We start from the raw sequence: 12,460 nt of genomic DNA, 5'->3' as shown, positions 1-12,460 counted from the left end.
CCTCATTTCTATTTTATTTTGTAGCTAATTCATATATCGCTTGAGCATAAATAGCCGTAACTTTTAACAAATCTTCTACATACATATATTCATCTTTTTGGTGGGCAATATCTTCTCTTCCTGGGAAAAGTGGTCCAAATGCCACTCCTGCTGCTAAAGAACGAGCATACGTTCCTCCACCTATAGCAATTAACTCCGCTTTATCTCCCGTTTGCTCTTCGTAGACTCTCTTTAATGTTTGAATCAATTCTTCTTTCTCATCCACATGATGAGGTTTCGAATCCGTAAAATTCTTTATTATATATCCTTTTTCTGAGAAAAGATTTTGCAGCTTCATTTTTGCTTCTTCTAGCTTAAAGGTGACGGGATAACGCATATTTAACCCAAATTTCCCTTCAATCCCTTTCTCATAATTCAGGATTCCAACATTTATTGTGAGCGGTCCTGTCACATCATCTTGATAATATATTCCTAATTTTTCTCCATGTACATCATTAACAAACCAGCTTGTTGCTGCTTCAAGGTACTTCGCTCCATTTTCATCAAAATCATAATCACTTAAAAACGTCGCTAGTAATAAACCAGCATTCTTACCATTTTGAGGAGTACTTCCGTGAGCAGATATTCCTTTTAATTGAAGATATAGTTGACCATTTTCTATATAATAGCTACCTTCTAAATTACCCTTTTTTAAAAAATCGTCAAAGGACTGACAAATGATAGTCGGGTCCTCTTGAACAAGAATAGCCGCTTCAGCAAAATCAGGAACCATATTGTATCGCCTACCTGATGATAAGGATAGCAGTTCATATTTGTGATGAAGCTCAGGCAAGCTCTTTAACGGAACAACTATATCAAAATCTGCGATTCCTTTTTCAGCATGAATGATTGGAAAATCAGCATCTGGAGCAAATCCCATTGTTGGCATTTCTTCATGCTTAAAATATGTATCGACACAGCGCCATTCACTTTCTTCATCCGTTCCAATTATCATGCGAACTCGTTTTTTTAAAGGGACTCCTAGTTCTTTGACAATTTTCATTGCAAAGTAAGCTGCCATTGTTGGCCCTTTATCATCAATAGCTCCTCTAGCAAAGATTTTCCCATCCTTTATTTCTCCACTAAATGGGTCGACGCTCCAGCCGTCCCCTTCTGGTACAACATCGACGTGGCAAAGAATTCCCAATAACTCTTTCCCTTCACCAAACTCTAAATGTCCAGCAACGTTTTCAACATTTTTACTTATAAATCCATCTCTTTCTCCCATATTTAGCATATAATCTAAAGCCTCTTTTACTCCTTGACCGAATGGGGCATTTGACGAAGCCTGTGTATCATTTAATACACTTTTAATTTGCAGCAGTGATTTTGTATTTGCTAAAAGCTCATTTTTTCGCTTTTCTACTTCTTCCATCCAATTAATCTGCTTCATTTTCTGTCTCCTTTTTTATGCTGTATCTGATTCCTATTGTAAACTCAATTCAATACAATTAGAAAGAAAACAAAGAAAATATTTTTTCCTGTTTATCCATGATCCCTTTTATCACCCTTATTTTGTATAGAAATATAGCTTCCTTAACCCCATTGTATAAAGGGAAAATATTTCTCTATAGATGGAATTTGAGGGACTGTCGACTAAATGTGAATACAGAAAGGGAAATTTTTTGTAAATTTCAACATTTCCTAGTATTATTAAGCATAAAGAGGTAAAATAAATATATAAATAAAATCATAAACATACCTTACATAAAGGAGTTGTTTGCTCGGAGAGAGACTAAGATATTCTTGGACGTCTTCTTGTCCATCCGTAGCTATCCGTCGTCTATGCCAGAGGAAAAATGATGAGGGAGTGGTTTGTTGAAACCTTCTACTAATCGAATGCTTACGCGCATTAAATCCGTCTACATGTTTATTAAAGACAATGGAACCGTCACAACGCAAGACCTAGTCGAGGAATTTGGAATCACTCCTCGGACGGTTCAACGAGATTTAAACGTTCTAGCATATAACGACTTGGTCGAAAGTCCTAGTCGAGGCAGATGGACAACAACTCAAAAAAAGGTCAAAATTTCTTCTTAACGATAGATAATCTAAAAACCTCGCTGAATAAGCGAGGTTTTTTATTGATGATTTTGACATGAGTTATTAAATATTATTAAACGACTTCAATAATTTAACCTCTTCGTCTGTTAATTCACGATATTCTCCTAATGATAGGCTCTCATCTAATTTTAAAGATCCCATTGAGACTCGCTTTAAATACGTAACATGCTTTCCTACTGCTTCAAACATTCTTTTTACTTGATGAAACTTACCTTCCATAATGGTAAGAAGGATTTCAGAATTTTCTTCAGATAACAGGATTTCCAAATCTCCCGGTTTTGTGACATACCCATCATCAAGCTTGACTCCCCTTTTAAATGTAAGTATGTCCGCTTCTGTTACCTTTCCAGCTATTTTTGCGTAATAAGTTTTTGGGACATGTTTCTTCGGAGATAAGAGAGAATGGGAAAGCTGACCATCATTTGTGATGAGCATAAGTCCTTCCGTATCTTTGTCTAATCGTCCGACAGGGAATGGCTGATAAACTGCATCTTCAAATTCTAACAAATCAATCACTGTTTCATCATACTTATCCTCTGTTGCAGATAGCACTCCTGGTGGCTTATTCATCATTAAATATATATATTCTTTATACTCGATCCTTTCTCCATTCACCGTTATATGATCACTTTCAGGTTCAATATGTTGTTTTCCGTCTTTAGCTGGGACTCCGTTTACAAGGACTCCTCCACCCTTTAATAACTGCTTAGCTTCCTTTCGACTTCCATAGCCCATGTTTGCTAGTAGTTTATCTAATCTCATACCTTACCCTTTCTCAACTTTATTAGTATTTATCATCAAGAGCCTAAGCCCAGTTTTCTACGTAACTTTATTGCACGGTCCCCAAATAATTTATCAATTAAATAGCTTCTAAAACCTAAGTAAAAATAGAGAGATGCTCCGATGGTTCCACAGATGGTCACAATTACAACTGCAGATAAGGTGTTAGCTGGATTTAATAGAAGCTGTAATAGTGTATACACAATCCATACCACTATAGCCATGACAATATTAAAAATCCCCATTAACATCACTCTTCTACTTACCATTTTAAAATTATATTTTGCATAATGCTTGATGACGAACAAATTAATGATAATGGCAATTAAATAGCCTAATGTTGTAGCGATAATTGCTCCATATATTTGAAACTTTTCAATGAGAGGGATATTAAGGACTAACTTCACTAGTAATCCAATTAATAGACTTAATATCGTATACTTCTGTTCATTAATTCCTTGTAAAATCGCTGCTGTCACAGCAAAAAGAGCAAATAGGATGGCTACAGGTGCATATGCCCTAAGAACCATTGTCCCATCGATGCTATGGTCGTAAAAAATTGTATAGGCTGGCTCTGCCAATATCGATATTCCAATAGCCGCTGGGATTGTTAAATACATCAACACTTGGAATGTTTGGTCAATCTGATGTTTTAATTCGGTTCGGCTTCCTTTTACAAACGATTCTGTCACTAATGGAATTAACGTCATGGAAAAGGCGGTAGCTAATGATACTGGGATAATAACAAGCTTATGGGAACTAAAGTTTAATATTCCAAAGAACCTGTCGGCATCTGCTGCCAATCCAATCGCTCCCATTGCTTTATTAACTGTGAATTGATCGATTACTTGAAAAAGGGGATTTGCTAAGCCAACGAATACAAATGGAACGGAATAAACCAATATCTCCTTGTACATGTCTCGATAGGAAATGGTGAGCGTACCAGGACTTTTACTTGGCAATGCATCTAGCTTCGGCTTTCGTTTTATCCAATACCACATTAAAACGGCTAAGGAAGCAACTCCTCCTACAAATGCAGCGAACGTTGCGAGCGCTATTGCCGTTGTTAAAGAGCCATTCATTACTTTTAAAACGAAGAATACCCCAGCTAGTAAAAAGACGATGCGAACGATTTGCTCGACAACTTGTGAGACAGCTGAAGGCCCCATTGATTGATGTCCTTGGAAAAACCCTCGAATTAAACTCATAAACGGAATAATAAGTAACGCAAAGCTAACGGCTCGAATCACGGTCGTGACATCTTCGACCTTCACCTTCTGTTCATCATTATAAGCTATCGTTATGTCTGCGAAATAAGGAGCAAAAGCATACATAACGATAAAGGAAGCGATACCTGTTAAAACCATAACAAGAAGTCCTGACTTAAAAAGCTTTCGTCCTACCTCATATTCGCCTAACGTATTATATTTTGAAATGAATTTCGATACAGCTAATGGTACACCCGCTGTCGCAATTGATAAAAATATCGTATATGGTGTGTAACCATATGAAAATAGGGCAGCATTATCCTCGCCACCAATAAGTGCATAAAATGGAATAACATAAAACAAGCCCAAAAATTTGGATATATATGTCCCTAACGATAAAATGAGAGTACCTCGAAATAATTTTGATGACATGTATTCTCCCTACAATCTTTGACAAAATGTTTATCTTTTTGTAGTTTACACCTCTATAGAGAGAATGACAATTTTTTTCGTAACATTTGCTTGACTTTACAAACCATTATAAAATAAGAAAAGCTTAAAAAAGTTGGTGAATACATATGTATGATGTTGTAGTAATTGGTGGGGGCCCTTCTGGTTTAATGGCTGCCATCGCAGCTGGAGAACAAGGTAAAAAAGTCCTCCTTATCGATAAAGGGAATAAATTAGGAAGAAAACTTGCCATATCTGGCGGTGGAAGATGTAACGTGACAAATCGCCTCCCAATAGAAGAGATCATTCGTCATATACCAGGAAATGGCCGATTCCTGTATAGTGCTTTTTCCGTATTTAATAATGAGGATATTATCACGTTTTTTGAAAATCTTGGCGTGAAATTAAAGGAGGAAGATCATGGTCGAATGTTCCCAGTTTCGGATAAAGCTCAATCGGTTGTGGATGCACTTTTAAATCGCTTAAAAGAGCTAAACGTAGTAGTGAAAACAAATACTCCTGTTAAGGATATCCTCTATAAAGAAGGTCGTACAGAAGGAATTTTACTTCAAGATAAAGAGAAAATCCCTTGTAAAGCAGTAGTCATAGCCGTTGGCGGAAAATCCGTGCCACATACTGGCTCTACTGGTGATGGCTATCCATGGGCAGAAAAAGCCGGACATACTATCACAGAATTATTCCCTACAGAAGTACCACTCACATCAAAGGAAGAATTTATAAAGGATAAAACACTGCAAGGACTTGCCCTTAGAGATGTCGGGGTAAGTGTCCTTAATAAGCGCGGAAAACCTGTCGTCACACATAGAATGGACATGCTTTTTACCCATTTTGGTCTATCTGGACCGGCTATTTTACGTTGTTCACAATACGTTGTAAAGGAATTGAAAAAAAGTAAAAATGATTTCGTCTACATGTCAATTGACGCACTACCCGACCAAAATGAACACAAAATAGCCGAAAAAATCCATCGCTTACTTGGTGACGAACCGAAAAAAGCGATAAAAAATAGTTTAAAAGGACTACTTCCTGAACGATATTTATTATTTTTACTTGAGCAATGTGAAATCAACCCATCAGAGCAGGGAGGGCATATTTCACTAGAAACTAAAAGAAGGATTGCCTCATTAAGTAAACAATTTAAAATTAAGATTCACGGAACGCTCCCACTCGATAAAGCCTTTGTAACCGGCGGAGGAATTTCAGTAAAGGAAATTGAACCGAAGACAATGGCTTCCAAAAAAGTGAATGGATTATATTTATGTGGAGAAGTTCTAGATATTCATGGCTATACGGGAGGATATAACATTACCTCAGCTCTAGTGACAGGGCGATTGGCTGGATTGAATGCTGCATTTTATTGCTAATAGCAGAATTACTTATTAGCTTGCTCTTATTTTGCTTGGTAGATTACCATAGCTGAAAAACAATAAATTTGTTCCTTATCCGTCGTGGCAGCGGAAACATTATATTTAATATCAATAATATCTCGAGAAGAAAAACCTGCTAAAAAAGCATTTAATTCTTTTTGTAAATCCTGTTCGTGCTCATAATCAAATAGTCTAACCTGTAGCACTCTTACACCTCCTTGTCCTGTTTTATACCATTCTATTTTACGAGTGAGTCATTATTCTTGTTTACTAAAAAAGAATAAGAAAGAAAAAAACACACATACTAGAATGGAAATTTTTATCTGAACAAGGAGGGATTTAAATGGATTTACATAGAGCCAAACAAATCTTCTCATCATCAGCTGAAATTGAAGTGAAATTCAATGGCGCTTCCGTATGGATTGATGAACTTCACGAAGATGGAAAAATGGCAACTGTTCACCTTAGAGGCCCATTAGAAGAACGTACACAAGTTTCCATCGCTGACTTAGAAGAAGCGTAAAAGCTGACACTTAAAAAGAACCCCCCTGAATAGCCATTTCAGAGGGTTTCTTTTATGTAATTTAATCTCAAAGAATAAGATCAAATGATTTTGAAACAATTCGAAACCATCGTATTTGAAAGAAAAAATAAACACCCCACTACAACGAGTCGGGTGTTTCAAAGGAGTAGTACTAAGCTTTTTGACACGGAGAAGCTTGTACACTAACTATCATATTAAGCTAGTATCAATTTGTGAGGGCTTCTTCCCCATTTTACATAAAATTCATAAAAAATAGGAAAATAACCCTTACACAAAACGTCTACTAAGAAAGATAGAAATTAAGTGCTCCATTTATAGAATTTTGCTAATTAATAACTTTTAAACAAGCTGAGGTTATTCTTTTCAGCAATAATTATGTAATTATGCTTTGCGTTGAGTTTCCCCAGCCCATTCTAGCATTCCGCCTTCCATATTCGCCACTTTGAAGCCTTGATCCTGCATAAAATAGCAAACATTTTCACTTCGACGACCTGAACGACAAATAAAAATATATTCCTTTTCTTTCTCGAATTGGTCTAATGACTCAGGAATTGTCCCCATCGGAATGTGCTTTGCTTCCTTCACCATTCCTTCTGCCACTTCTTCATCTTCTCTAACATCTACAAGATAAAGCTCTTCACCATTTTGAATTTTTCTTTGTAGCTCTTCAGGCGTAATTGTTTTAATTTGATCCACCACTCATCACCCTTTCTTGTTCACATGCCCTTATTATAGCAAAGCCGTTAGAAGGATTAAAACTCTAGGCTTTTAAGTGCTTAATAACGATAAATCACCCATTCATCTATCTCTTCAAAACCTAATCTTTTATATATTTTACCTGCATCAGGATTATCATAAAATAAGCAAAGTTCTTTCCCTTCTGCTAGCACATCAGCTGTCAACTTACTTATACATCTCGTTGCATAACCCTGTTTCTGATAGGCTGGCAGTGTACACACTCCTACGACCATAGCAGATAGTGTATTTTCTGCCGCAGTTGAAGCAGCCGCAATCATTTTACCGTCGCGCTCGATAAAATAAGTCCTGGATACCCCTTCAACCATATTACGCCTTTTCCTTTCTACACCTTCAGTACTTTCAAATTCGGGTATTTGATCATATAAGTCTACAATCTCCTCAATATGATCCACATTAGCTTTTTTCACGCTTTCCATGTCTTGAAGAATAAGCTTATCAGCTGTATAACACTTCGCATAAAATAATTCTCTTTTCTTTATAAGCTTCCTGTTAAGAAAAGGTTGAAACATACTTGTGATTCTTTTAAGCCCTGATAGCATCGTCCAGTATTGATCTTTGTTTATAATATTTGAAAATCCCTTGACATCAAACATTTCACTTGCATAAGGAATATAGTTCTCTTCATATTTTAGCAATACGCCTCTAAGATTCTCCTCAGAATCAAAATCCCCCCACAGCATCTGAAAATCTTGTTCGTAGCCATATGCTTCAATATCCCCAATAATAAATAGGTTTTCAGCTGACTTAGGCTGAAGCAAATTCATTACTTGACGGTGATCATCCCCATTTAGCCTTCTGATCATACTCCCCCTCCTAACAAAATTATTATCTATTGATAAACAATAATGAAGCAGGATACCCTGCTTCATTATGATTAATTCGCAACAATATTAACGAGTTTTCCAGGAACAGCAATCACTTTTCGAACCGTTTTTCCTTCAATTGTTTCTTGTACTTCTGCCAATGCTTGTTTCTCAAGCTCCTCACGAGTTGCTTCACGAGAAACCAATAGTTTTGCACGAACCTTACCATTAATTTGTACAACAATCTCAACTTCATTATCTACAAGTTTTCCCTCATCGAAAGTAGGCCAAGCTTCATAAGAAATCGTCCCTTCATTTCCTAGCTTGCTCCAAAGCTCTTCTGCAATATGAGGGGTAATTGGTGCGAGAAGCTTCACGAATCCTTCCATATATTCTTTTGGAAGTACATCGGTTTTATAAGCATCATTAATAAATACCATCAATTGAGATATCCCTGTATTAAAGCGAAGACCTTCATAATCCTCTGTAACTTTCTTAACGGTTTGATGGTACACTTTATCAAGCTTACCATTGCTCGTATCCTTGATTTTACTACTTAAGCTTCCGTTTTCTTCAACCATTAGACGCCAAACGCGGTCAATAAAACGACGAGCACCATCAAGACCTGTAGCAGACCAGGCAATTGAGGCATCTAGTGGTCCCATAAACATCTCATAAAGTCGAAGTGTATCAGCACCATGACTCTCTACAATTTCATCTGGGTTGACAACATTTCCTTTTGACTTACTCATTTTTTCATTATTTTCCCCTAAGATCATTCCTTGATTAAATAGCTTTTGGAATGGCTCTTTTGTAGGAACAACTCCAATATCATAGAGGAATTTATGCCAGAAACGAGCATAGAGCAAATGAAGAACAGCATGCTCAGCTCCCCCAATATACATATCCACAGGAAGCCATTTTTTCAGCTTTTCAGGGTCAGCTAGTTGTTCTGCATTATCCGGATCGATATAACGTAGATAATACCAGCAGCTACCCGCCCACTGAGGCATTGTATTTGTTTCACGACGACCTTTTTTCCCTGTTTCAGGATCGACAACATTTACCCATTCATCAATATTTGCAAGTGGTGATTCTCCTGTACCAGATGGCTTGATTTCCGTTGTTTTTGGAAGTACTAGTGGAAGATCTTCTTCTTTTACAACCGTACTTGTTCCATCCTCCCAGTGAATAACTGGAATCGGTTCACCCCAATAACGTTGACGACTAAATAGCCAATCACGAAGGCGGTAAGTCGTTTTCTTAGAACCGATTTCGTTTTCTTCAAGCCATACAAGTGCTTTTTTAATTGCCTCTTCTTTATCTAGACCATTCAGGAAATCAGAATTGATGTGCTTACCTTCACCCGTATATGCTTCTTTTGTAATGTCCCCACCTACTACTACTTCTTTAATTGGTAGATCAAATTTTTGAGCGAATTCAAAATCACGCTCATCATGGGCAGGTACGGCCATAATAGCACCAGAACCGTAACTCATAAGCACATAATCGGCAATCCAAATCGGCATTTTTTCCCCATTTGCTGGGTTAATCGTATAGGCACCTGTAAAAACACCTGTTTTGTCTTTCGCAAGATCTGTGCGTTCAAGGTCACTTTTTGATTTAATAGAATCAATATAAGTCTCAACCTCTACTTTTTGGTCGGAAGTTGTAATCTTTTCTACTAAAGGATGTTCAGGTGCTAGCACCGCGTATGTGGCTCCAAATATGGTATCAGGACGAGTCGTAAACACAGCCAATGTTTCGTTATGTCCATCAACCTTAAAGATGACTTCTCCACCCTCTGAACGTCCAATCCAGTTCCTCTGCATATCCTTAATGCTTTCTGGCCAATCCAACTCTTCAAGGTCTTCAAGTAAACGATCAGCATAGGCAGTAATTTTTAGCATCCATTGGCGCATAGGTCGACGCTCAACAGGATGCCCCCCGCGCTCACTTTTTCCATCAATGACTTCTTCATTCGCCAATACAGTTCCAAGCGCTGGACACCAGTTCACCGGAATTTCATCCACATATGCCAATCCTTTTTCATAAAGTTTGGTGAAAATCCATTGTGTCCATTTATAATAATTTTTGTCCGTCGTGTTCACTTCACGGTCCCAATCATAAGAAAAACCTAATGACTTTATCTGCCTACGAAAATTATCAATATTCACTTTTGTAAATTCGGCTGGATCATTTCCTGTATCAAGCGCATATTGTTCGGCAGGAAGACCAAATGCATCCCACCCCATTGGATGAAGAACATTATAGCCTTGCATACGCTTCATTCTTGAGAGAATATCCGTTGCAGTAAAGCCTTCTGGATGCCCTACATGTAGTCCAGCACCTGATGGATACGGGAACATGTCTAATGCATAAAATTTAGGCTTGTCAGCATCCTCACTTGTTTTATACGTGTTTTGTTCTTCCCAGTAGTGTTGCCACTTTTTTTCAATTTCACCATGTTTATAACTCATAGGTGACTCCTCCTTTTTTAAGTAAAAATAGCATCGAAGTTGAGTGTATGAACCAACTGCCCTAATACGACTGATAAGGCAACGAGAAATGTTATTTTGTTTTTAAATAAAACAAAAACCTCTCGCCCCATGTATCAAACATGGGACGAGAGGTTAACTTATACTCCCGCGGTACCACCCAAATTAGTGCAATAGATGCACTCGGCTCACAGTCCTTAACGCGGACAAACGGTAAACACTACTCATTTCATGTTTACAACTCCAAGGCGAGTTCATGACCCTTTCGGTTGACTTGCACCACCCGTCAACTCTCTAATAACGAAAGTCATTCATTACTACTCCTTTTCAATGCATTAAATATGATTTGTTTTTTATTGTATGCAATATTCAGTTGAGTTGCAAGTACCATTGGACCATTTGTAGATTTTTTTATTTTATCCACAATTTATAAAGAGTAAACATTATAGAAACTCCGATACCGTTACGTTTTCATTACGCTTTAACAGACGGTCATGGAAAACGGTCAGAAAAATTCCAATAATCAACAATCCGATTAATACATAAAATAAAATCGACATTCCATAAAGATCAACTAATATACCACCAAACAGAGGACCAATCATTCTCCCACCTGTCGCTGTTGAATTAACAATCCCTTGATAAAAACCTTCTCTTCCTTTTGGAGCTAATTGATTAGCAATTGTCGGTATAGCTGGCCATACGAGCATTTCACCAATTGTGATAATCACCATGGCTGCTACAAACCCTTTAAAGGCACCGGCATTTCCTGCAACAGCAAATGATACCATAAAGATGGATATACCTAAGATGATTTGTCCTTTTAAATTTTGATCAAATCGCTTTATAAGCGGACGAAGAAAAGGTTGTCCAAACACAATCATCAAACCGTTAATCGTCCACAAAATGCTATACTGCTTTAATGATATGTTAATTTCTTGTGTATAAGTGGCAATGGTTGACTGCCATTGTACATATCCAACCCAGCATAATAAGTAGGCTCCACATAGTATTAACAGTGCAGTGAACTTATTTTTATTAATAATTTTCTTATTTTCTTTTAACACATTCGTTTGTTGTACAGACTGATGAGCAATATTTCGATATCCAAAAAATGCAATAACGAAAAATACTAGATACATAGACAAGTTTGCTAAAAAGATATAATCAAAGGAATAGTCAGCAACCACTCCACCTAGTGCTGCTCCGATTGCTACTCCTGCATTTTGTGCTACATAAATAGCATTAAATGCCCTCCTACCTCCTTCTTTCCAAACAGATCCGGCCAACGCATAAATTGATGGAAAGACTATACCAGACCCAAAACCGATAAACAGAAGAAAAAATACATAGTACGGCCATTCATGCCAAAAATTTAGACCTGTTAAAGAAACTAACGTAATGGCTATCCCAGTCATGATCGAACGATACCCACCAAGTTTATCAAAAAGAATTCCACCGATCAGATTTCCAACGACACTAGCACCGGCATTCAGCATTAAAACAATCCCCGCAACGGTAAGAGACTTACCGAGATGCCCATTTATATAAATTGCATTTAACGGCCATAAAAAAGAGGATCCTGTAACGTTCACGACCATTCCGAGCACAAGCAACCACAACGCCCTTGGCATAAAAGCACCGTCCCTTCTAAAATATATTTCGATAATAGAAGTATTTTAATAGTTTTTAATACTATATGCAACACCGAAATGCGCAGTCGGGTCGCTCAGCAGCGACAGGCATTTGACGAAGCACGCAGGAAATCCTGATTTCCTGCGTGGGGTGGTAGTTGACCCCGAGCCCCAAGTCGACGAAGCTAGACATCATTAAGGAACGAAACCTAAGTACAGACGTCCAACCGTCACTACTCTCAAAAACGACAAGAGTTGTGAAGCACACTGAAAAATACGGATCAAAATTTAAA

The 12,460-nt window shown here is 37.5% G+C and carries 11 protein-coding genes and 1 other annotated feature; of the genes, 3 read left to right on the top strand and 8 right to left on the bottom strand.

Going from position 1 to position 12,460, the window contains the following annotated elements:
• Nucleotides 1-13 precede the first annotated feature (13 nt).
• The gene (gene pepV / locus WAK64_RS17335) at nt 14-1,432 is read right to left on the bottom strand and encodes a dipeptidase PepV (protein WP_336588258.1); all 1,419 of its coding nucleotides are present in this window, start codon (nt 1,430-1,432) and stop codon (nt 14-16) included.
• Nucleotides 1,433-1,857: 425 nt separating this feature from the next.
• Between pepV and WAK64_RS17330 the strand changes: the two genes are divergently transcribed.
• Entirely contained in the window at nt 1,858-2,079 is a 222-nt protein-coding gene (locus WAK64_RS17330) for a DeoR family transcriptional regulator (protein ID WP_336588257.1), read from the top strand.
• Nucleotides 2,080-2,145: 66 nt separating this feature from the next.
• Here the strand turns inward: WAK64_RS17330 and WAK64_RS17325 are convergent, their stop codons facing one another.
• Both WAK64_RS17325 and WAK64_RS17320 read right to left on the bottom strand, forming a co-directional pair.
• Nucleotides 2,146-2,865, bottom strand: a complete 720-nt coding sequence (locus tag WAK64_RS17325) for a pseudouridine synthase (protein ID WP_336588256.1) — start codon at nt 2,863-2,865, stop codon at nt 2,146-2,148.
• Between the two features lie 35 nt (nt 2,866-2,900).
• Complete coding sequence (locus tag WAK64_RS17320; protein ID WP_336588255.1) at nt 2,901-4,523, bottom strand: putative polysaccharide biosynthesis protein; 1,623 nt, start codon at nt 4,521-4,523, stop codon at nt 2,901-2,903.
• A 146-nt stretch (nt 4,524-4,669) separates the two neighbouring features.
• On the opposite strand from WAK64_RS17320, the gene WAK64_RS17315 reads away from it, so the two are divergent.
• On the top strand, nt 4,670-5,926 hold the full coding sequence (locus WAK64_RS17315) for a BaiN/RdsA family NAD(P)/FAD-dependent oxidoreductase (protein ID WP_336588254.1): 1,257 nt from the start codon (nt 4,670-4,672) through the stop codon (nt 5,924-5,926).
• A gap of 26 nt (nt 5,927-5,952) precedes the next feature.
• On the opposite strand, the gene WAK64_RS17310 is transcribed toward WAK64_RS17315, so the two are convergent.
• On the bottom strand, nt 5,953-6,135 hold the full coding sequence (locus WAK64_RS17310; protein ID WP_336588253.1) for a sporulation protein Cse60: 183 nt from the start codon (nt 6,133-6,135) through the stop codon (nt 5,953-5,955).
• 137 nt (nt 6,136-6,272) lie between these two features.
• Here WAK64_RS17310 and WAK64_RS17305 point away from each other — a divergent pair, with 137 nt between their 5' ends.
• On the top strand, nt 6,273-6,452 hold the full coding sequence (locus tag WAK64_RS17305; RefSeq protein WP_336588252.1) for an H-type small acid-soluble spore protein: 180 nt from the start codon (nt 6,273-6,275) through the stop codon (nt 6,450-6,452).
• 402 nt (nt 6,453-6,854) lie between these two features.
• Here WAK64_RS17305 and WAK64_RS17300 read toward each other — a convergent pair whose 3' ends face one another.
• The 4 genes from WAK64_RS17300 to WAK64_RS17285 all read right to left on the bottom strand — a co-directional run bounded on the left by WAK64_RS17300 (nt 6,855) and on the right by WAK64_RS17285 (nt 12,167).
• Complete coding sequence (locus WAK64_RS17300) at nt 6,855-7,169, bottom strand: rhodanese-like domain-containing protein (protein WP_336588251.1); 315 nt, start codon at nt 7,167-7,169, stop codon at nt 6,855-6,857.
• Between the two features lie 80 nt (nt 7,170-7,249).
• The gene (locus tag WAK64_RS17295) at nt 7,250-8,035 is read right to left on the bottom strand and encodes a GNAT family N-acetyltransferase (RefSeq protein ID WP_336588250.1); all 786 of its coding nucleotides are present in this window, start codon (nt 8,033-8,035) and stop codon (nt 7,250-7,252) included.
• 71 nt (nt 8,036-8,106) lie between these two features.
• A complete protein-coding gene (gene leuS / locus WAK64_RS17290; protein WP_336588249.1) occupies nt 8,107-10,515 on the bottom strand; it encodes a leucine--tRNA ligase in 2,409 nt (802 codons plus the stop codon).
• A 138-nt stretch (nt 10,516-10,653) separates the two neighbouring features.
• Nucleotides 10,654-10,873 (bottom strand) — a binding site (T-box leader).
• 103 nt (nt 10,874-10,976) lie between these two features.
• On the bottom strand, nt 10,977-12,167 hold the full coding sequence (locus WAK64_RS17285; RefSeq protein WP_336588248.1) for an MDR family MFS transporter: 1,191 nt from the start codon (nt 12,165-12,167) through the stop codon (nt 10,977-10,979).
• Nucleotides 12,168-12,460 lie beyond the last annotated feature (293 nt).

This window comes from Bacillus spongiae (assembly GCF_037120725.1).
GTDB classification, from domain to species: Bacteria; Bacillota; Bacilli; order Bacillales; family Bacillaceae_K; genus Bacillus_CI; species Bacillus_CI spongiae.
The sequence above is the reverse complement of the archived record's forward strand: the minus strand, read 5'-3'. Positions and strand labels throughout refer to the sequence as shown.

Coding starts and splice junctions, on each gene's coding strand:
- leuS (WP_336588249.1), bottom strand. CDS start 10,515: ATGAGTTATAAACATGGTGAAATTGAAAAAAAGTGGCAACACTACTGG.
- WAK64_RS17305 (WP_336588252.1), top strand. CDS start 6,273: ATGGATTTACATAGAGCCAAACAAATCTTCTCATCATCAGCTGAAATT.
- WAK64_RS17295 (WP_336588250.1), bottom strand. CDS start 8,035: ATGATCAGAAGGCTAAATGGGGATGATCACCGTCAAGTAATGAATTTG.
- WAK64_RS17285 (WP_336588248.1), bottom strand. CDS start 12,167: ATGCCAAGGGCGTTGTGGTTGCTTGTGCTCGGAATGGTCGTGAACGTT.
- WAK64_RS17320 (WP_336588255.1), bottom strand. CDS start 4,523: ATGTCATCAAAATTATTTCGAGGTACTCTCATTTTATCGTTAGGGACA.
- pepV (WP_336588258.1), bottom strand. CDS start 1,432: ATGAAGCAGATTAATTGGATGGAAGAAGTAGAAAAGCGAAAAAATGAG.
- WAK64_RS17325 (WP_336588256.1), bottom strand. CDS start 2,865: ATGAGATTAGATAAACTACTAGCAAACATGGGCTATGGAAGTCGAAAG.
- WAK64_RS17315 (WP_336588254.1), top strand. CDS start 4,670: ATGTATGATGTTGTAGTAATTGGTGGGGGCCCTTCTGGTTTAATGGCT.